22 protein-coding genes are annotated in these 20,801 nt (G+C 39.6%); 12 read left to right on the top strand and 10 right to left on the bottom strand.

Going from position 1 to position 20,801, the window contains the following annotated elements:
• Positions 1–52: 52 nt before the first annotated feature.
• Positions 53–1,825, bottom strand: coding sequence for a bifunctional isocitrate dehydrogenase kinase/phosphatase (gene aceK, locus I6F44_RS05630; protein ID WP_197173398.1), 1,773 nt, complete (start codon positions 1,823–1,825; stop codon positions 53–55).
• A gap of 381 nt (positions 1,826–2,206) precedes the next feature.
• Here aceK and I6F44_RS05625 point away from each other — a divergent pair, with 381 nt between their 5' ends.
• The 3 genes from I6F44_RS05625 (at position 2,207) to I6F44_RS05615 (ending at position 4,291) form a co-directional block, all read left to right on the top strand.
• Positions 2,207–3,154, top strand: a complete 948-nt coding sequence (locus I6F44_RS05625; protein ID WP_008138369.1) for a LysR family transcriptional regulator — start codon at positions 2,207–2,209, stop codon at positions 3,152–3,154.
• A 74-nt stretch (positions 3,155–3,228) separates the two neighbouring features.
• On the top strand, positions 3,229–3,435 hold the full coding sequence (locus tag I6F44_RS05620) for a hypothetical protein (RefSeq protein WP_008169332.1): 207 nt from the start codon (positions 3,229–3,231) through the stop codon (positions 3,433–3,435).
• 424 nt (positions 3,436–3,859) lie between these two features.
• The gene (locus I6F44_RS05615) at positions 3,860–4,291 is read left to right on the top strand and encodes a hypothetical protein (protein ID WP_165735344.1); all 432 of its coding nucleotides are present in this window, start codon (positions 3,860–3,862) and stop codon (positions 4,289–4,291) included.
• Between the two features lie 12 nt (positions 4,292–4,303).
• Here the strand turns inward: I6F44_RS05615 and icd are convergent, their stop codons facing one another.
• Complete coding sequence (gene icd / locus I6F44_RS05610) at positions 4,304–5,572, bottom strand: NADP-dependent isocitrate dehydrogenase (protein ID WP_121955420.1); 1,269 nt, start codon at positions 5,570–5,572, stop codon at positions 4,304–4,306.
• Positions 5,573–5,759: 187 nt separating this feature from the next.
• Here icd and I6F44_RS05605 point away from each other — a divergent pair, with 187 nt between their 5' ends.
• Complete coding sequence (locus tag I6F44_RS05605; RefSeq protein WP_197173397.1) at positions 5,760–6,563, top strand: M61 family metallopeptidase; 804 nt, start codon at positions 5,760–5,762, stop codon at positions 6,561–6,563.
• On the opposite strand, the gene I6F44_RS05600 is transcribed toward I6F44_RS05605, so the two are convergent.
• The gene (locus I6F44_RS05600) at positions 6,560–7,111 is read right to left on the bottom strand and encodes a hypothetical protein (RefSeq protein WP_024604154.1); all 552 of its coding nucleotides are present in this window, start codon (positions 7,109–7,111) and stop codon (positions 6,560–6,562) included. The two genes, I6F44_RS05605 and I6F44_RS05600, sit on opposite strands and share 4 nt — an antisense overlap.
• 370 nt (positions 7,112–7,481) lie before the next feature.
• Between I6F44_RS05600 and I6F44_RS05595 the strand changes: the two genes are divergently transcribed.
• Both I6F44_RS05595 and I6F44_RS05590 read left to right on the top strand, forming a co-directional pair.
• Positions 7,482–7,649: a hypothetical protein gene (locus I6F44_RS05595; protein ID WP_002961566.1), complete on the top strand. Its 168-nt coding sequence runs from the start codon at positions 7,482–7,484 to the stop codon at positions 7,647–7,649.
• A gap of 139 nt (positions 7,650–7,788) precedes the next feature.
• Positions 7,789–8,631, top strand: coding sequence for a transporter substrate-binding domain-containing protein (locus tag I6F44_RS05590; RefSeq protein WP_197173396.1), 843 nt, complete (start codon positions 7,789–7,791; stop codon positions 8,629–8,631).
• An 84-nt stretch (positions 8,632–8,715) separates the two neighbouring features.
• On the opposite strand, the gene I6F44_RS05585 is transcribed toward I6F44_RS05590, so the two are convergent.
• From I6F44_RS05585 to rnm, 5 genes are all read right to left on the bottom strand, one after another.
• Positions 8,716–9,297 (bottom strand): YceI family protein, encoded by a 582-nt coding sequence (locus I6F44_RS05585; RefSeq protein WP_007582505.1) that lies wholly within the window; start codon positions 9,295–9,297, stop codon positions 8,716–8,718.
• Position 9,298: 1 nt separating this feature from the next.
• Positions 9,299–9,850 (bottom strand): cytochrome b, encoded by a 552-nt coding sequence (locus tag I6F44_RS05580; RefSeq protein WP_002961572.1) that lies wholly within the window; start codon positions 9,848–9,850, stop codon positions 9,299–9,301.
• 145 nt (positions 9,851–9,995) lie between these two features.
• Positions 9,996–10,832: a segregation and condensation protein A gene (locus tag I6F44_RS05575; RefSeq protein ID WP_101163607.1), complete on the bottom strand. Its 837-nt coding sequence runs from the start codon at positions 10,830–10,832 to the stop codon at positions 9,996–9,998.
• A 6-nt stretch (positions 10,833–10,838) separates the two neighbouring features.
• Complete coding sequence (locus I6F44_RS05570) at positions 10,839–11,459, bottom strand: L-threonylcarbamoyladenylate synthase (protein ID WP_024590418.1); 621 nt, start codon at positions 11,457–11,459, stop codon at positions 10,839–10,841.
• Entirely contained in the window at positions 11,456–12,310 is an 855-nt protein-coding gene (gene rnm / locus I6F44_RS05565; protein WP_024590417.1) for an RNase RNM, read from the bottom strand. Before rnm ends, I6F44_RS05570 begins: the two co-directional genes overlap by 4 nt.
• A 464-nt stretch (positions 12,311–12,774) precedes the next feature.
• Here rnm and I6F44_RS05560 point away from each other — a divergent pair, with 464 nt between their 5' ends.
• The 6 genes from I6F44_RS05560 to trpA are packed head-to-tail and all read left to right on the top strand — an operon-like array spanning position 12,775 to position 19,363.
• Positions 12,775–14,343, top strand: a complete 1,569-nt coding sequence (locus I6F44_RS05560) for an anthranilate synthase component 1 (RefSeq protein ID WP_007582499.1) — start codon at positions 12,775–12,777, stop codon at positions 14,341–14,343.
• 1 nt (position 14,344) lies between these two features.
• Complete coding sequence (locus I6F44_RS05555; protein ID WP_007582498.1) at positions 14,345–14,947, top strand: aminodeoxychorismate/anthranilate synthase component II; 603 nt, start codon at positions 14,345–14,347, stop codon at positions 14,945–14,947.
• Positions 14,948–14,958: 11 nt separating this feature from the next.
• Entirely contained in the window at positions 14,959–15,996 is a 1,038-nt protein-coding gene (gene trpD, locus I6F44_RS05550) for an anthranilate phosphoribosyltransferase (RefSeq protein WP_101216721.1), read from the top strand.
• Positions 15,989–17,353 carry a bifunctional indole-3-glycerol-phosphate synthase TrpC/phosphoribosylanthranilate isomerase TrpF gene (trpCF, locus tag I6F44_RS05545; RefSeq protein ID WP_197173395.1) on the top strand — a complete coding sequence of 455 codons (1,365 nt, stop codon included), beginning with the start codon at positions 15,989–15,991 and terminating at the stop codon, positions 17,351–17,353. The genes trpD and trpCF overlap by 8 nt, the downstream gene beginning before the upstream one ends.
• A 7-nt stretch (positions 17,354–17,360) precedes the next feature.
• The gene (gene trpB, locus I6F44_RS05540; RefSeq protein WP_010554212.1) at positions 17,361–18,545 is read left to right on the top strand and encodes a tryptophan synthase subunit beta; all 1,185 of its coding nucleotides are present in this window, start codon (positions 17,361–17,363) and stop codon (positions 18,543–18,545) included.
• Entirely contained in the window at positions 18,542–19,363 is an 822-nt protein-coding gene (gene trpA / locus I6F44_RS05535; protein WP_121954218.1) for a tryptophan synthase subunit alpha, read from the top strand. The genes trpB and trpA overlap by 4 nt, the downstream gene beginning before the upstream one ends.
• A gap of 110 nt (positions 19,364–19,473) precedes the next feature.
• Here the strand turns inward: trpA and I6F44_RS05530 are convergent, their stop codons facing one another.
• Entirely contained in the window at positions 19,474–20,052 is a 579-nt protein-coding gene (locus I6F44_RS05530) for a type 1 glutamine amidotransferase domain-containing protein (RefSeq protein WP_007582489.1), read from the bottom strand.
• Positions 20,053–20,516: 464 nt separating this feature from the next.
• Positions 20,517–20,786, bottom strand: a complete 270-nt coding sequence (locus tag I6F44_RS05525) for an HU family DNA-binding protein (protein WP_007375441.1) — start codon at positions 20,784–20,786, stop codon at positions 20,517–20,519.
• Positions 20,787–20,801 lie beyond the last annotated feature (15 nt).

Here is a 20,801-nt window from a genome sequence, read left to right as displayed (position 1 = left end):
TTTAAAAACTGTAATAACATATAGATGGGGATGAACACAGATTCAAACAACCTCAAAAGCGCCAACTTTGTTTGTAAGGATAAACATCGGGTAGAAAACCATTGTGTACTTGTTGCTGAGAACCTTGCCAAAACGTCGCTAAAAACAAGTTACTGTGCTCATTATTAAAATAATTAAACGCAATCTCGTTGGCGCTAAAAAACACATTAAATTGGCTCGGAAATATATCGTTTTCAGCTATATCAAAATACGAGTTACTACTTAGCTCTTCAAGTGCATTTTGGGTTTGTGGCACCTCTCTAAAGTTGCAATCGGTTAGTGGGCAAATTTCGTCAAAGTCGTAAAACACCACTCGCCCCCATCGCGTTACGCCAAAGTTTTTCATTAGCATGTCGCCCGGAAATATATTAGCACCGGCTAATTCTTTAATTGCTTTACCGTAATCATGCATAACTCTCTCTAAGGTTTTGTTATCGCATTGGGTAATATATAAATTAAGCGGGGTCATTTTACGCTCAACATAAACGTGCTTTAAAATAAGTGCCTTGCCAGATATAACCATGCTGCTGCCAATTTGGCTTTTCATCTGCTCAAGCAGTTCATCGCTAAAACGGCTTAAATCAAACGCTAAATATCTAAATTCGTGTGTGTCTACCAAACGACCAACCCTATCGGCTTGTTTTACAAAGTTATACTTTTCTTTCACTTGTGCTTTGGTGGCTGTTTTTGGCGCACTAAATTTGTCTTTAATTACTTTATAAACGTAATCTAGCCCTTCAATAGTAAATACCAGCATTACCATACCTGGCGTCCCTGGTGCTGTGACATACTTAAAGTTGGCTGGACTATTTTTAGTCGTATCAACCTTGTGTCGATAAAACTCAGTTTTGGCGTGCTTTATAAAACCAATGGCGTTAAATAACTCAAAGCGTTGTTTATGTGGCATTAACACACTTAAGTAATCTACATAACGAGCGGGCTTATCGGTATCAACCATAAAATAGGTGCGTGCAAAACCAAATAATAAACTTAATTGATCGGCGCCCATCATTACAGCATCAAGCTTTAGTCCCTCATCGGTATTTAAAATAGCGATAGCAAAAGGCATATTGTCGCCATTTTTAGCAATGCAGCGCCCAATTAAATAACAGGCTTTGTTTCTAAAAAATAATGAGTTGGCGTATTCAATATACCCATCGTTTAAATTTATAAGTTCGTACACCTGTTTGCATTGCTGCTTAGCGCCTTGCATTAACGTACTTTGTAATGTGGCTACATCGCGTTCTAAATGACTAAACGGCACTCTAAATACTTGATTAGTGATAAGCGTTTTAACGGCGTTATTAAACCCATTATGTAGCGATACCCTGCTCACTAAGCTTTCATAAGAGCGCGGCTCACTACGATACTTTGCTTTTAATACAAACAAATGCACAGTACGAATTTTTTTATCGTCCCAAATTGCGCCAAACGTTGAGTTAAAAAAGGTATGCGCAATAGGTTTATTTTCGTGATTTTCTACCATATCGCCGTAAATATTTTTAGCTAACTGCCACGTTTGCGGGCAAGTAAGTTCAGCATAAGCAATAACTCTGACGGCTTCACTCACGTTTTTAACTTCGCGCTCATACACCTGTAAACGTTCACGCATAGCACTTTGTACACTGTGATACTGTCGTTGTTCAAAACGGCTTTGTGCACCCAGTGTAATATTTAAAAATTGCGAAAACATCGCCTCAAATCCAGCAAAAACAGATCGTGCAAGCTTACTGGCTACAACGTGTTGTAGCGCATTATTAGATTGATTTGTTAGCTTATTTTGCATAAATACAGCACTTATATTGATGCCAGTTATGGCGGTTATTTTTTATTAATGGTTTACACCTTAGCAAGCAGGCTTTAATTTAGATAATTAATAAAGCATATAAATAGAATTTATTGGGCGTATTGACCTTTCGAGGTTAATTTTGCAGCCGTGTATTTGGTTTTTAAGCAAGGCAAAGTACATGTAGTGTGGTGACTCCCCATAAATGTACTTTAACGCTGCATAAAGGCCAAATACACACTGCCCATAGGGTTCTTTCTAGGGACAATTAACTCTTTGTTGCTCGATTTTTACTTAGCCCACTAGGTGGCAAACCTCGCGCCGCGATTAAATCGCCCCTAGATTGAACAAATTTCAACCCTGAAAGGCCAACACGCCCATATGAATATAAGAAACGTCGACCTCAACTTGTTAGTTTACTTAAATGTACTCATCGATGAAAAAAGTGTTTCAAAAGCTGCAAATAAACTTGCTCTTACGCAACCGGCTATGAGTAACGCATTAAAACGTTTGCGCGATTTATTTGACGACCCGCTACTTGTGCGTGCCGCAGGCTCTATGACGCCAACGGCAAAGGCACTTGCATTAAAGCCTGAAGTTGAGGCCCTATTAAAAATGGCTGAAGCTATTACGCAGCCTAGTGAGCAATTTAACCCTACAACCGCTGAAGTTACCTTTAGAATAATGGCAAACGACTACATAGAGTCGACCTTAATAGCCCCTTTTATAACTGCGCAGCTTAGTAAAAATCCCGGTATTAATTTTGATGTATTAAGCCCAAGCGACGTAAACCTGCAAGACATGGAAAAAGGCACTATTGATTTAGCAATAAACCGCTTTAATGGCCTACCACGCTCGTTTCATCAAGCCAGTGTTTGGCGCGATAATTACTGTTGTTTAACCCATCCTAAAAATACATTTTTACAACAATCAGGGTTAGACGACTACTTACAAAAAGAACATATTTGGGTAAACCGTGCAGGTTGGGGGCCGGAGGCCGCTGTTACTAATAAATCGGGAAAGCAAAAATTAGGCTGGGTAGACGAAGCGCTTTGGCAACTAGAGCAAACCCGTAAAATACGTGTTTTTACTCGCCACTACATGGTTGCAAGCCTGCTTTGCCAATCAGAGCAACTTATTGCCACCCTACCGCGCAGGCAAGCTAAGTTATTAACTTCTCATACTGATTTAGTAATCAGCCCGGTGCCATTTCAAATAGTCCCTATTGAAGTAAAAATGATATGGAGCCCACTGCTGCACCATGCCCCTGCACACCAATGGTTAAGACGTGAGTTATTAGCGTTTGCTAAAACGATTGCAGATAGATAAATTAAATACAGATATGTTGAGTTATAAGTTTCGAACAAGCTCGGTTTTATACAATAACTTCAAATGGAGAAAAAATGGATAGTGCATCAATAATTGCGTGGAGTGTTTTGTTTGGCGGCATAGGTATTGGCTACCTTACTTACGGGCGAAGAAAAAAAGCCGTAGTGCCACTTTGTATTGGTTTGTCGTTATTGGTTTTTCCGTACTTTATGACCAGTGTTAGTATGCTGCTGATTGTAGGCGCTATTTTAGTGGCTATTCCCTACTTTATTAAAATTTAACATTACTATTGTTATTGCTATTGTGACGGCTAAATAAAATACACGCGAAAAATAAAAAAGCGCCACGGTATTCAACTTTGGGAAAATACCGTGGCGCTTTTGGAAATCGTCGATATAGGAATCTACCTACAGCGTATTATTAGCAAGCTTAGTACCAACTTCATAAAATAATTAAAATTCAATAAAAACAATTAACTAAGATTCCTTCTTTATTCCTCAACTCCTCCCTTTGTTCCAGTTTTGTGCACACTTTCACCGCATTGCACCAAATTAATTAGTATTATTTAAGATTGTTTTCTGCGTTCTATTAACCATTAAATCTTACTATTGATAAAATCAATATCAGTTATTGAAAACAACAATTTTATTAATAATACACTTAGCGCTAGAGTGAAGTTAAGCCAACAAACTAAGAGTAATTATTATGACAACAGCTTCTTTCACACGCCAAGACGGATTATTCATCGATGCTAACTTGCATCAGTTCATTGAAGAGCAGTTATGCACTAAGGCTAAAACCACTGAAACTTACCAAGCGTTAGCTACTTTAGTTGACGAGTTTGGTTGTAAATGCCGTAAAACAAAGCATCAACCAGATGATGTATTAGAAGTTGATACATTATTAAATGCATACCAACTTAAAAATCATCCACTTTGCCATGTTGATGCACAAACTACGGAAGCCGTTTTAGACGAGTATTGCTGCCAGGTTCCTGCAATTATTGTTGTTGCGTTAATGGATACGCTTAGTGGTACACAGTGCGATGAACCCCAAGCACATGAGATTTACCATCGTGCAGCGCAGTTAACCAACCGCCCTTGTATGCACAGAGTAAAAACTGCCTCAGCAGCTTAATAATGGATGTATTTAAAAGTGCTCGATAACCTTCTTTGCAAAGCCAGTACAAGTTAAGGTTGTCGAGTTATGAATACTTGAGTTATCGCTCTGCTCTTGCGCTAAATCAAAGGTTACTTCACCGCTTTTAAATGTTTGCTCTAACGCATTTTCTATGAGTAATGCGCCCTCGTCCCACCCCATAAATTTAAGCATTAATACCGCACTTAAAATACTACTACTGGGGTTTGCTTTATTTTGCCCTGCTATACGTTCAAACGTGCCATGTGTAGGCTCAAAAAATGCGACATCGTTATTTAAATTTGCAGCGGGCATTATGCCAACACCACCAACTTGTGCACTGAGCATATCTGCTAAAAAGTCGCCATTTTGGTTAGTCGTCACCACTACATCAAATTGCTCTGGATGCATTAAACATTGTTGCAGCATGTTGTCAGCTATGACTTCTTTAATAATTAAGGGCGCTTGGTGTGCTCGCTCTATTTGCAACCAACGCCCATTTTCATGTGCAGTGGCATTAAACTCGTTTTGTGCAAGTGCAAACCCCCAACGCTTAAATGCACCATCGGTAAATTTAAGTACATTACCTTTGTGCACTAGCGTTAATGATTCACTATTGTTTTTAAGTGCATAGTTAATTGCAAAGCGCATTAGTCGCTCAGAGCCTTCTTTAGATATATTTTTAATACCAATTCCGCACTCTTGTGAAAACCTTAGGCGGGTTACGCCCATTTCCTCACATAAAAAATCGAGCATTTTTTCGCTCTCTACACTGCCTGCTTGCCACTCAATACCTGAGTACACGTCTTCGCTACTATCACGAAGCACTGTTATGTTTGTTAAAAAAGGGTTTTTTAAAGGAGAAGGGAGTGCACTAAAACCTTTTATAGTGCGCATATTTACAAACAAATCCATTTCTTGCCTGAGTGCAACATTAAGAGATCGAAAACCACCACCTAGTGGTGTGGTTAACGGCCCTTTTATGGCAATTTTACAGGCACGTACCGCGTTAATTGTTTCTTGTGGAAACCAATCACCGTCGTACAGCTTTGCGGCCTGCTCGCCATTATAAACCTGCATCCAATGAATTTTCCGTGCGCTTTTATAACAATGCTCAATTGCACTATCAACGACATGGCGCATTACCGGCATAACATCTAGCCCCACGCCATCGCCATCAATGAAGGCAATGATAGGTTCTAACGGTATTTGCCAGTGTCCTTGTGCATCAATAGTGATATTTTGGCCGTGCTCAGGAACTTGAATATGCTGATACGTCATGGCTAAACCTAACTTAAAATAACGATTAATTGATTAAACCATGCTTAGCTAGGAGTGTCTGTATTTGTACTTTTATAGTTACTATCATTTTAAAAAATAAAGAATTAGGCGTGATTATTTATCCATTTAGTTAGTCTTGTATATTAGAATTTTCGTACCAGTTATTAAATTACAGTGGAGCATTTTAATGAAATTTTTTTTTGTACTGCTACTATTAATCAGCTCTTTTAACGCATTAGCCGTTGAAGTAGCCATACATAACCTTAGCTCGCTCTCAAGTAATGCTCAAAATACGGTGTCTATATGGGTTAATCAAAGTGTTGAAAAAACACAAAATACACTGGGACCTTTAAAACAAACCACATTGCCTATTTATTTAAAACCGCAATACTTTGCTTTTGAGCCTGTACCTTGGGCTACAGTTAAGCGCAATAACCCCGATGGGCTTGAACTACATATAGATCGCTATGCCAGTTTAAATGCATTCACTAAAGATTGGACGCTATACCATGAACTTTCGCATTTATATTTGCCGCTACTTCCCTACTCCGGTTTTTGGCTTAGCGAGGGTTTTGCCAGTTATATGCAAAACGTAATAATGCGTGACAGCGGTATAATTACCCAGCCGCAATTTGTACAACGTTTAAATGCAGGATTTGATCGTGCCCGCCTGCAAACTAAAACTAAAACACAGCCACTTGATAAGCTCTCTGCCGATATGTGGAAACAACGAGCCCAGCAACGTGTTTATTGGACGGGTGCGGCTTTTTTTGCACAGGCCGATTTGGAGCTACAAAAACAAGGTTTATCTGTCGCGGGTATAATAAAACAGTATCAAGTATGCTGTAGACCCGCTCGTTCTAGTGCGAAAACCTTTATAAAAGAGTTAGATAAGCTATCCGGTAGTAGCGTTTTTACAACGCTGTATGCAAAATATAATACCCGCACCGATTTTCCTGATATTAGTAAAGAGCAGCTAAACACGCTTTAACGGCTGCTCTGTTTTATATAGTTACTATATTCAACAAGCCCTTGCGCGTTAAAATTGGTTGAGTACTCGTTCATAAAACCATGCAAAAAATTGGTTTTATAGCACTTAACATTCGCTTTGGTGCTTAAAGCTTTAATAACTTCATCAACATTAAAGTGACTCTCACTTGCTGGAAATATGAACTCACAGGGTACTTTTGCGCTTAAATTTAAATTATGTCTAATTTGCGACGGGTAAAAGCCAATTAACTTTTTAAGGTGTGTATTGCCTGTTAATAACTGTGCCCGCCATGCTGCACTTGCCCCTGCACTAAAAGCAATACACGTCGTTGGCAGTTTTAAACTCTCAAAGCATTTTTGAAGTTTGTCGGTGTATTTATCATGGCCACACTGCTGTATAAAATTGTTGTAACTATCTTGTTCACTTTCAATAGCTTGATACTTGTTATTGTAAGGGTCAACAATCACTAAATTTGAACTAATTGCGTGTGATAACCTCCTTAAAGCAGGGGTTAAACCATAAATATCACTCACTATTAGGTAATTCATACTTATCCTTTGGTAACTAAAAATGGGCTTTGTAAGCAGTTGATAAGATTTATTATAAATATTTTTACAAAAATAGCTTGCGCACAATTTATATATAAGTTACCTTCCCTCTCTGGTTTAAAGAAACCGCCGCGGTTAACCATTTACCCTGATCCAGTAAGCCCCGCAAAACGTATATTTGAAAGCTAAGTTATTGTACGGCGAGAACCCCTTGAATAATACCGAGATGATTTTTTACTATCATCGCAAAAGTGTCATAAAGATCGTCAACACTGTAATGAAGCTAAACACAACATCGTTAATTTATTAACTGCAATTTGCTATAAAAATATAGCGCAGAATAAATAACAAGAATAAAGTGAGTTTTATTATGTCTTATAAATATAATGGGTCTATGATCCAAATCGCACATCCAGTGCAATCAATTTCAGTAAACAAACATCGTGTAATCTTTAGTGATACACAAGGTTTAAAAAATGCATTGTTTCAAAAAGCGAGTGATGCACGCCAGTTTGTTAAGTGGCTAAAAGCTAACTAAGCAACACATAACTTTAATTGCCCTTTTATTATTGCAATTATTGATAAGATATTATGCCAGCCTCGTTGCTGGCATTTTACTTTTTAGCTCTTTATTGGTTACAATAGTTTTACAATAATAATTACTGGCAGCTGTTGTAATGCTCCGTATATTTTTAACTTTCTTACTTTTTTTCTGTCTGAGCTCAATAGGCAATGCTAGAACCATAAACTGGCTAGCGCACGACTTTGCACCCTATTATATTTTAAATGGTCAATATCAACACCAAGGCCGTGACGAAAGCATAATTTCATTACTTGAAAAACAACTTCCTAATATTACCTTTAACCGCATGCTTATCCCTTCAGGTAAAGTAATCCAAGAGCTATCTAATACTTCAAATAATGTTTGTGCGTTATCGCTTTATAAAAATGATTACAGAAAAGAGCATATTTATTTTACAGAGGAGAGCTCAACAACGGGCCTCTCGCCTTCAATAGCAATGCACAAAAGACTCGCCAAAGCGCTAAATATAGCGGAATCAAAAGAAGTATCACTATTAGATTTAATACAAGATAAAAAACTAACTCTTGGGATCTCTATGAGCCGCTCTTATGGCCAAGAGATAGATACATTGATAAACAGTACGCCTAATATAGATTTAGTAATTAGACCCACTCGCGATAGCCTAGCGAGCCTCACATATATGCTTAACCTAAAACGAATTGATATTTTGCTGGGTTACCCAAGCGAGCATTACTATTTAGCTAAATCAATGCACTTTGAAGAGAACTTAACGCAGCGTCCATTAACCGAATCCCCAGCGCTCAGTTATGGCTTTATTGGTTGTACTAAAAACGAGCAAGGCGCAAAAGACATTGCTATTCTTAATGAGCAGCTTAAAGTTATTAAAAAAATGCAGGCTTATAATGATTTACTCATGCGCTGGTTGCCCGAGCATTTAAGGCCTCTATTAAAATCACGTATTAATAGCGCAAAATAAGCAAATTCGAAGTCGCTTAATTTGAGTTTCTGTTAAGCAAAAAAAACGCCACAGTAAGTGGCGTTTATATATTTAATAATGGTATTACTGACGAACGCCTTCTATTGATAAAATAATATCAACATGGGTAGATGCAGGTCCTAAGTTGTAATCAATACCGTAATCGGTAAGTTTAAGGCTGGTTTCGCCCTCAAAACCTACGCGATAGCCGCCCCACGGATCTTTACCTTCGCCCACTTTATCTATTTCAAAAGTAATAGTGTTTGTTACGCCGTGCAGCGTAAACTCACCGGTTACATCAGCCTCTTCGCCGTCTTCATCAAATTTAATACTCGTGCTTTTAAATGTCGCTTTTGGGTATTTATCTACATTTAAAAAATCTTTACCATGTAAATGCTTATCGCGCTCTGCATGGTTAGAGTCAAGACTTGTGGTATCAATGTTTACCATAATTTTTGACGCATCAGGGTTTTTAGCATCGTAACTAAATGTGCCGTCAAAAGTATTAAAACGACCATATAACCAGCTGTAACCTAAGTGTTTAATTTTAAAGTTAACAGATGCATGCCCGCCTTTTGTATCAATTACATAATCAGCTGCATTGGCGGCTGTTGCCGATAACATCATTGCAGCCGAAACGGCTGTGCTTACTAATAATTTTTTCATTTTAATCATCCTTTAATGGTTTGATCATTCTAATTAAGGTTTTATCTTTATCGATAAAGTGATGCTTTAACGCCCCTAGTGCATGCAATACTGCAAACCCGATTAATGTGCACGCGCCGTAATAATGTACTTTTCCTGCAATATCGGCTTGGTCATCAAAGGCAAAATCAAGCGCTGATACATTAAATAAAGTAAATACTTCTATTGGACGCCCGTCTGCGGTTGATATTAAATACCCTGCAACAACAATAACAGCCAAAATAATATACATAGCAATATGCGCCGTATGCGCTAATTGGTTCATGCCTTTACTCTCACCTAATGGTTTAGGTTGTGTAGATAAAGCACGCCATAAAATTCTAAATAAAAATACGGCCACAAGCGTAATACCAATACTCTTATGTAAATCGAGTGAACCTTTATACCAGCTATCGTAATAAGTAAGCTCAACCATATATAAACCTAAACCAAACAGGCCAAAAATAGTCAGCGCCATGAGCCAATGTAAAATAATAGCGACAAGTCCGTAAGATGAAGGTGTATTTTTAAACATGTGTAACTTCCTATAATGCTATGACGTTACAATATAGTGCACAGCCATAAATGAAAATAACATTTACAAACACTTTACGTGCGTATACGCACAGAACTTTGATAATTAAAGTTAGTTTTAGAAGTTGAGGATTAAACAGATAGTTTTATAGGGTGGATTGTTCGCTTAAGCTGACATAAATTAAGCTCTCAGGGCTCACTTGCAAACAGGTAACAAGCCCTTCTTTAATGAGCTCAAGCATAGCTATAAAACTAACCACTACACCACTTCGCCCTTCATTTGGGGTAAAAAGCGCATTAAATACCAATGCCGAGTTTGCTTGCGATAGTTGCTGTAATATTTGGCTCATTCTCTCTCGGGTTGAGAGTACTTCAGCAGTAATTTGATGATGCTCAAACGTTTTTGCTCGCGCCATTACATCACTCAGCGCCAGCATTAAGTCTTTAAGTTCAATATCGGGGAGATTTTGACTTGTATCTTCACTTATTGGCATAGCGGCATGCGCTATAAAAATATCACGACCAACACGAGGAATATCGTCGAGATTTTCGGCGGCTTGTTTAAACAGCTCATACTCTTGCAGGCGTTTAATAAGCTCTGCGCGAGGATCTTCTTCCTCTTCAAGCTCTTCGTGTACAGGGAGTAATAAGCGCGACTTAATTTGCGCAAGTAACGCAGCCATTACTAAATATTCGCCAGCAAGTTCGAGTTGAAACTCGGTCATCATTTCTACATAACTTACGTACTGCTCTGTAATACTAAAAATAGAAAGTTCGAGTACATCAAGCTTATGCTTTTTAATTAAATAGAGCAGTAAATCGAGCGGGCCTTCAAAGGTTTCTAATATTATTTCGAGCGCGTCAGGTGGAATGTATAAATCTTCTGGTTTGTCTACAACCGCTTTACCATGCAAAAAAGCCAGTGGCAGCTTTTGCTGCACTGGCTTTTCACTATTTTTTGTATTCGCAGTGCTTTCGCTCACTCGCTATTACTCAAACGGGCTTGTATCACCACAGCCAACACGCAAAATCTTGACTTCATCTTCCGACAAATCGATTACCGTGGTTGCTTGCTCGGCTAAGTGGCCACCGTGAATAATTAAATCAACGTGTTTATCTAATCGCTCTAATATTTCATCAGGATCTGATTCTGTAAACTGCTCACCTGGTAAAATTAAAGAGCATGACATTAACGGCTCACCAAGTTCGGCGAGCAACGCACAAGCTATTGGGTGCTCAATTACACGCATGCCAATGGTTTTTTTCTTGTCGTTTAATAAACGTTTAGGGACTTCTTTTGTGCCTTTAAAAATAAAGGTATATGGCCCTGGCGTATTATTTTTTATTAACCTAAATAGCTGATTATCTACACGTGCGTAAGTAGATAGCTCCGATAAATCACGGCAAACTAGCGTAAAATTATCGTTTTTTTCAATACCACGAATACGCTCTATGCGCTCTTTGGCTTGCTTATTACCAATGTTACAACCGATGGCGTAGCCCGAATCTGTTGGGTAAACAACAACGCCGCCTTGTTTAATAATATCAACGGCTTGACTAATTAGTCTCGGTTGCGGGTTATCAGGATGAATATGAAATAATTGACTCATGTTAATGCCCCTTCTTCTCCTTCCCAAGCTTGCCAAACACCTTGGCAGTCTTTTGGTAGGTATAAATTTTTGCCAAGCTCTAAATAGCTTGTCGGAAAATGAAAATCAGACCCTTGCGAGCAAAGTAGTTCGTACTCACGGCTGAGTTCACCTAAAAATTGACGTTCGCTTGGCGCCTGTTGAGGTTGTGCAACTTCCATTGCGTCCCCTCCTACACTTTTAAATTCTACTAATAATTTGCGTAGCCACTTGTTTGACATTTGATAGCTACTTGGATGCGCTAGTACAGCAACACCACCAGCGGCATGTATGGCCTCAATAGCGGTTTGCATGGTGCACCAGCAACTTGGTACGTAGCCTGTTTTGCCACGCCCTAAGTACTTTTTAAAAACACCCGGGAAATTTTTAGCAACACCGCGCTCAATAAGGGCGCGCGCAAAATGTGCACGCGTTATTTGCGCGTCTTTTGCCAGCTCTTTAGCTTGCTCGTAAATGCCATCAAAGCCATTTTTTGCAAGGCGAACACCAATCTCTAGTGCACGCTCTTCTCGCTTTTGCTGCTGAGCTGATAATAAAGAGGTAAGGTCAATATTATTAATATCAATATTTAAACCTACAATATGAATTTCGAAGCTTTCCCATTTAGTAGACACTTCGGTACCCGTTATCAATGAAAGCGGTAAGTTTTCGGTTTTAATAAATTGCTGCGCAGGCTTAATAGCCGCCACAGTGTCATGATCGGTAATAGCAAACACATCAATATTTTTATCAACAGCGCGATGCAATAATTCTTCAACCGTTAAACGCCCGTCTGAATGTGTGGTATGGCTATGTAAATCATATTTTATCAAAAGAAAACTGCTTAAAATTAAGGGTTACTGGTGTTTATGTAAGTATAACAACTTTTTTGACTAAATTGTTTTAAATAAACACTTGACACAAAAGCATAAGATACGTTTTACTGTAGCCACTTTCAGACACATTAAGAATTAACAATAATGATCAATTCAAACTTAAACACTATTTGGTGGTGGCACTCGTAATTATCGGGTGATGAATTGTCGTGTCTAACAAAAATTCAAAACCCGCAACTATGCGGGTTTTTTTATAACTAAATTTTACGAAACGTATACGTTAAAAATATTTAACAAATTTTGAGGCAGAAAAACATGAATAACGGTCTTACTCTTACACATCGTTGGTGGTGGCGCCTGATATAGCGGGACGGTAATGATCTGTTTGTAATTTAGATATCGTTATTCAAACCCCGCATTGCTAAAGCATTGCGGGGTTTAATTTTTTGAGGGAATGAGGTTTGATTTTTAGTCATATAACTACCACACCAGGCGAAGTAACAAGCATTACGCAAGTACGCGACTATATTAGTAGTCCTCTTGCATTATACGCGGCACTTGATAAGCCTAACTCACTACTGCTTGAATCGGCTGAGATTGATTCTAAAGACAGTGTAAAAAGTTTAATTTTAGTCGACTGTGCACTGCGCATTGTATGCCAAGGTAAAACAGTTACTATTACTGCTCAATCTAATAATGGGCAACAGCTTCTAAGCTACTTGCAGGCAAATGTTAAAAGCTGTGACGCTACTTTAGACGGCGCAACACTTACCCTGTGTTATTTAGACACTAGCGGCGATACTGACGAAGCGAGTAAACTAATTGCAGATAATGCATTTAGCGCTCTGCGCACTTGTATTAACAGTATAAAAAGCACAACTAACAATCCATTTTCGTTATTTTTAGGCGGTGTATTTGCCTACGATATGGTAGCAAACTTTGAGCAGTTAAGTGATGTACCTGATGGCGAAAATACCTGCCCAGATTACGTATTTTATTTAGCCGAAACCTTAGTTGTTATTGATCATCAAAAACAAACAACCGAACTCATTGGTAATGTATTTAACGGCCCAGACGTACACGCTAACTGCTTTGAAGTAGGTAAAGAGCTAGAGCGATTAAATACACTGTGCGATAACGCTTCAGAATTTAGTGCAGATATGCAAAGTGGCGAATGTGAGGTAAGCGTTGATATAGACGATGACACTTACTGCGAGCAAGTAGTTAAGCTTAAAAAGAATATTGTAGACGGTGATATTTTTCAGGTAGTGCCATCGCGTACATTTTCACTACCTTGTCCTGACGCTTTGCATGCTTATAGCCAGCTTAAAAAGCAAAATCCAAGTCCGTATATGTTTTATATGCGCGATGAAGACTTTGCTTTATTTGGCGCATCGCCTGAATCAGCACTTAAATACACAGTGCAATCTCAGCAAGTTGAAGTATACCCAATTGCTGGCACTCGCCCACGTGGCAAATTTGCTAATGGGCAAATAAATCCAGACCTAGACAGCCGCATTGAGCTTGAACTTAGAAACGATCAAAAAGAGCGCGCCGAGCATTTAATGCTTGTCGATTTAGCCCGTAACGACGTAGCCCGCATTAGTGTTGCAGGTACTCGTTTTGCCAAAGAGCTATTAAAAGTAGACCGCTATTCACAAGTAATGCATTTAGTGTCACGCGTTGTTGGCACACTAAAACCCGAGCTTGATGCACTGCATGCTTACCAAGCGTGTATGAACATGGGCACGCTTGTTGGTGCACCAAAGGTTCGTGCTGCTGAGCTTGTTCGTCAAACAGAAGGTAAGCGCCGTGGCAGCTATGGCGGCGCAGTAGGTTACTTAACCGGTGATGGCGCAATGGATAGCTGTATTGTTATTCGCTCAGCTTTTGTTAAAAATAACAAAGCGTATGTGCAAGCAGGTGCCGGTGTGGTGTTTGACTCAGATCCTATTTCAGAAGCAAACGAAACTCGCGCTAAAGCACAAGCGGTTATCACCGCCATAAAATCTACGTATAAGGCGGTATAGAATGAGTAAAGCGAATCCTATCAAAATCTATTTTTTAGATAACTTTGACTCATTTACATATAACCTTGTTGATGAGCTTACGATGCTTGGCTGCGAACTGGTTGTTTACAGAAACAACATTAGCGCTGAGGTTATTTTTAACAAAATGCGCCAAGAGCAAGGCCAAGTGCTATTAGTACTTTCGCCTGGTCCTGGCACACCAAGCGATGCGGGCTGTTTAATGGAGCTTATTGAGCTCTCTAAAGGCCACTTCCCAATGCTAGGCATTTGTTTAGGCCAACAAGCATTAACACAAAGTTACGGTGGAGTAATCGGTCACGCGGGTGAAACCGTACATGGTAAGTCTTCAATTATTAATTTAGGCGAGCACCCTGTATTTGATGGAATGGGCAATACAATGCCTGTGGCACGTTACCATTCATTAATGGCAACAAAAGTGCCTGATAATATTGAGGTTATTGCCCAGTACGAAGATATCCCTATGGCTATTTATCATCATGATGACAACGCATTGGGTTACCAGTTTCATCCAGAATCAATACTAACGCCAAACGGCGCGATGCTACTTCAGCAAAGTGTCGCTTACTTAACACGCGCTAAATAAAAGAGGACATTATGAGTACACAACCAGAACAACCCATAAATGTTCAACACGCGATTGAGCAACTAATTACGGGGCAATCATTAAGCTACGCAGACGCCAAAGCGCTTTTTGATGAAATAATGCAAGGTAATATGAGTGAAATTGAGCTAACCGCCCTACTTATAAGCCTTAAAATTAAAGGCGAAGTAAGCGACGAAATTGCAGGCGCTGCAGCCTCAATGCGCGAAAACGCCGTTGCTTTTACTACCAGCAGTACGCAACTTGCCGATAGCTGTGGCACTGGTGGCGATGGTTCAAACACAATTAATATAAGTACAACGGCTGCAATTGTTGCCGCTGCTGCCGGTATTAACATGGTAAAACATGGTAATCGCAGTGTATCGAGTAATTCAGGCTCTGCCGATTTACTCAAAGCCCTGGGCATTAATATAGATATGAGCCCAGAGCAAGCAGCAAAATGTCTTGAGCAAACCAATTTTACCTTTTTGTTTGCACCGCACTATCACAGTGGCGTACGCCATGCGATGGGCGTACGAACATCGCTTAAAACACGCACTATTTTTAATATTTTAGGTCCGCTTGCTAACCCTGCAGCACCTGAAGTGCAATTACTCGGCGTCTATAACGAAGCGTTGTGTATGCCAATGGCACAAACACTTAAAACCCTTGGCACAAAGCGCGCTATGATTGTTCACGGCTCGGGCACTGACGAAATAGCCCTACACGGCCCAACAACGGTAGTTGAGCTAAATAATGGCGAGCTTACACAGTACACACTAAACCCAAGCGACTTTGACCTTGCAAACTATTCACTTGAACAACTCGCTGGTGAAGGCCCACAATACAACGCAAATGCTAGCCTTGCCATCTTACAAGGCAAAGGCACAGATGCACATAATGCTGCCATTGTGGTTAACGTAGCTGCCCTTTTATACCTAACAGGTAAAGCAGAAACGTTAAAAGAAGGGGCAAAGCAAGTACAAACATTATTAAGTTCAGGGCAAGCCATGAACACACTAAGTGCAATTATTGAGGTAAGTAATGGCTAATGTATTAGACAAAATTGTTGCTGATAAAAAATTAGAACTAATTGAGAGAAAAGCTGCGCGCCCGCTTGAAAGCTTTAGGCATCTTGCAGTGCCTACAAGCCGTAGCTTTTATAAAGAACTTGCAGCACCTGGCACACAGTTTATTTTAGAGTGTAAAAAAGCATCGCCTTCAAAAGGGTTAATTAGAGAGCCTTTTGATTTAACTGAAATTACTTCAGTTTATAAAAAATATGCTACATGCATGAGTGTGTTAACTGATGCTAAATATTTTCAAGGCAGCTTTGACTACCTCGAATTTGTGCGCAGCCAAGTAGAACAACCTCTTATCTGTAAAGACTTTTTTATAGACGAGTACCAAGTGTATATGGCACGTATTTATGGTGGTGACGCTATATTACTGATGCTTTCGGTACTCGATGACGAAAGCTATAAAGCACTGCATGCTGTTGCCGATTCACTTAATATGTCGGTTTTAACCGAAGTAAGTAATGAAGAAGAAGTACACCGCGCACTTGCGCTTGATGCACAAATTATTGGTATTAATAACCGCGATTTACGCGATTTAAGCACCGATTTAGCCACTACTGAAAAACTACGAAAGCTTATTCCGGCTGATAAAGTGGTTATTTCGGAATCGGGTATTTACACCCATCAAGACGTAAAACGTTTAGCTCCATTATGCGATGGCTTTTTAATTGGCAGCTCACTTATGGGCGAGCGTGATTTAGAGCAAGCATGTCGCCGTGTTATTTTAGGCGACAATAAAGTATGTGGTTTAACACGTAGCCAAGATGCACAAGCGGCATATCAAAACGGTGCTGTTTATGGTGGTTTAATTTTTCATCCTAAATCGCCTCGCTATGTCGATTTAGATTGTGCAAGAGAGCTGAGCCAAAGCGCACCACTTAACTTTGTTGGTGTATTTGTAGATGCTCCCATTGAGCAAGTTGCTCAATACGCAAGTGTGCTAAAATTAGCGGCAGTTCAATTACATGGCCAAGAAAGTGACGATTACATTGCTGCGCTGCGTACACAACTTCCAACTAATTGCGAAATTTGGAAAGCCCAAGCAATAAAAGATGCATTGCCAACGCCTGTAAATGGGGTTGATCGACACCTTTACGATACGCACAGTGATACACAAGCTGGCGGTACTGGTAAAGCATTTGATTGGTCGGTGCTTAGCGGCGCAACTACACCATTTATGCTCGCTGGAGGCTTAAATCCAGACAATATTAAAGATGCGCTTTTTAAAGGTGCCTTAGGCCTTGACTTAAACTCAGGCGTTGAAGAATCTGCGGATAAAAAGTGCCCTAACAAGTTACATAATGCTTTCACAAGCATCAGAAATTATTGAGGTTAAAATGCAAAATCCAGCTTATTTTGGCGAGTTTGGCGGTATGTTTGTACCCGAGTTACTTGTCCCTGCGCTTAAGCAGTTAGAAAATGAATTTAACAAAGCACAAAAAGATCCTGAGTTTCAGGCAGAGCTAAGTAAATTATTAAACGAGTATGCGGGTCGTCCTACCCCACTTACTTTAACGCGCAATTTAGTTAAAAATCCAAAAGTAAAACTGTACCTAAAGCGTGAAGACTTACTACACGGCGGCGCACATAAAACAAACCAAGTACTTGGTCAGGCGTTACTTACTAAGCGTATGGGTAAAAAACAAGTTATTGCTGAAACAGGTGCCGGTCAACACGGTGTTGCAACAGCGCTTGCATGTGCCTTACTGGGTTTAAAATGTCGTATTTATATGGGCGCAAAAGACGTTGAACGTCAGCAACCTAACGTATTTAGAATGAAGTTAATGGGCGCAGAAGTTATTCCGGTAACAGCGGGTTCTGGCACATTAAAAGATGCAGTAAATGAAGCGCTGCGTGACTGGTCAGCAAATTACCAAGACGCACATTACCTACTAGGTACAGCTGCGGGTCCTCACCCATTCCCAACAATTGTACGCGAGTATCAAAAAATTATTGGTGAAGAAGCTAAGCAACAAGTACTTAAAGCAGAAGGTCGTTTACCTGACGCTGTTATTGCCTGTGTTGGTGGTGGTTCAAACGCAATTGGTATGTTTACTGACTTTATTGACGAGCCAGGCGTTAAATTAATTGGTGTTGAGCCTGCTGGTAAAGGGCTTGATACAAATGAGCACGGTGCAACAATTTGTAAAGGCACAAAAGGCATATTGCACGGTACTTATACGTACATTATGCAAAATGATGATGGCCAAATTGAAGAGTCTTACTCTGTATCAGCGGGTCTTGATTACCCAGCTGTTGGTCCTCAACATGCATTTTTACACGAAACTGGTCGCGCTCAATACGTGGGTATTACCGATACAGAAGCGCTTGATGCGTTTCAGTCGCTTGCTAAAAATGAAGGGATTATTCCGGCGCTTGAATCAAGCCATGCGTTAGCTTATGCGCTTAAGTACGCAGAGGAGCTAACCGAGGAAAGTGTTATAGTGATTAATTTAAGTGGTCGTGGCGATAAAGATTTAGCACACGTTCACAATGTACTAACTGAAAGAGGTCAGCTATGAGCCAAGTAAAAACGGATCGTTACGGCAAAATGTTTGCAGCGCTTAACGAGCAAAAACAAGGTGCGTTTGTACCATTTGTAACGATTGGCGACCCAGGTAAAGAGCAAAGTATTGCGATTATTAAAAGTCTAATTGACGGCGGCGCTGATGCGCTTGAACTTGGTATTCCGTTTTCAGACCCAATTGCAGATGGTCCAGTAATTCAAAAAGCTAATATTCGCGCCCTCGATGTGCACATTAATACACAAGATTGCTTTGATATTATTAAAGAAATACGTGAGTATAATGCCGATATTCCAATTGGCTTATTATTGTATTCAAACCTTGTGTTTAAACGTGGTATTGAAGCATTTTATAAAGATGCAAAAGCAGTAGGCGTAGACTCAATTTTAGTGGCTGATGTGCCTCTGCATGAATCTAAAATGTTTAGAAAGTCAGCAATGGATAACGGTGTAGACCCAATTTTTATTGCAACACCAAATGCAGATGACGACACACTTCGCCAGTGTGCCTCTTACGGTCGTGGTTATACGTATTTACTATCGCGCGCAGGTGTTACCGGTACCGATACTAAAGCACAAATGCCTGCTGGTAATATTGTTACTAAATTAAAAGAATACCATGCAGCCCCTGCTCTTTTAGGGTTTGGTATTTCAACGCCAGATGATGTAAAAGCGGCTCTTAATGCAGGAGCAGCCGGTGCTATTTCAGGCTCTGCTGTAGTTAAAATTATTGAAGCTAACCTTAATGATTTACCTGTAATGACCGCGCATCTAAAAGCTTTTGTAGCCGATATGAAAGCAGCTACATCGCTATAATCTAACTAGGGCGTGTTTTATACGCATTAAAAAAAGGGCATTTTAAATGCCCTTTTTTGTTTTTTAAAATCAAACGCTGTATCAATAACCAAACGTTTTAAAAAAGAAAATTAGTGAGCTTGGTGTTTACCCTCTAAAATCTCTTCAATAAATTTAGCATTAAATGCTTCTAAATCGGCGGGGCTTCGGCTCGTTACTAAGCCTTTATCTACACATACTTCTTGGTCAACCCAATTGGCACCTGCATTAATTAAGTCGCTTTTAATACTTGGAAAAGAGGTAATAGTACGGTCGCGCAGTTTATTAATTTCAGCTAGTAACCACGGTGCATGGCAAATTGCAGCAACGGGTTTATTTTTTTCTGCGCCAAAAAAGCCATCAATAAAGGCTTTAGCATCTTTATCTTGGCGTAAACTGTCTGGGTTAAATAAACCACCAGGTAGCATAAGCGCGTCGTAATCAGCGGGGTCTGCGTTTGTGACTAGTTTATCTACTGTTACTTTATCGCCCCACTTGTCTTCATCCCAACCCGTAATTTGGCCTTCTTTAATTGATACTATTTCGATGTTTGCACCGGCATCAAGTAATGCGCTGCGTGGAGATAAAAGCTCACTTTGCTCAAACCCATCAGTGGCTAAAATTGCAATTTTTTTGCCTTGTAAACGCGTGCTTGTTTGTAATGTACTCATTGAGATCTCCTTATATTATACCAACCTGCATAAATCTTTGAGCAATTTAACGAATTAAATCGCACTATAACGTCGTTAAAAACCTTTCATTTAGAACAACTAAATACGAAAAATTTTTGCCTTGTTCTAGCGTGATTTTCTTAACGTTCAATAGACCCCATATATCAGCAGACTGGTATTGTTTAAAAATATGTTCGAAACACACAGTTAAACAGCATAATGCGTGCCGATAACAAGCACTTGAAAATTAAGGATTTAATGTCTGTGGGATTTATAATGCCATGTAAATCATTTAGAGATTATGAATAATCTACATAGGTGCGAATTTATTTCCATCTCATATAATTTAAAGTCACCAAACGCGAGGTGTAAAACCTCACCTACAACATATACCCGTAGGTGCGAATTTACTTCGCGCTCATGTAACTTATCTATCAATACGGGGTTTAAAACCTTAAATAAATTTAAAGCAGATCTTTTAACGCCTTAGCCGGTTTAAAAACCGCTTTATTAGCGCCTTCTATTTCAATTGCTGCACCTGTTTGCGGGTTACGCCCAGTACGCGCTGGGTAGTAACTTAGTGCGAACGTACCAAAGCCATTAATTTGAACCTGATCGCCCTCAGAAAGCGATTTAGTAATTACTTTTTGCAAGCTTGAAAGCGCCGCTTGAGAATCTTTTTTTGTTAATTCACTTTTGTGTGCAATGGCAGCAACGAGTTCTGCTTTATTCATTTTAGGCTCCTAAAT

The organism is Pseudoalteromonas sp. NZS11_1 (genome assembly GCF_015864275.1).
In the GTDB taxonomy this organism is placed as follows: domain Bacteria; phylum Pseudomonadota; class Gammaproteobacteria; order Enterobacterales; family Alteromonadaceae; genus Pseudoalteromonas; species Pseudoalteromonas arctica.
Note: the sequence above shows the minus strand (reverse complement) of the source record. Positions and strands in the feature narration are given on the sequence as shown.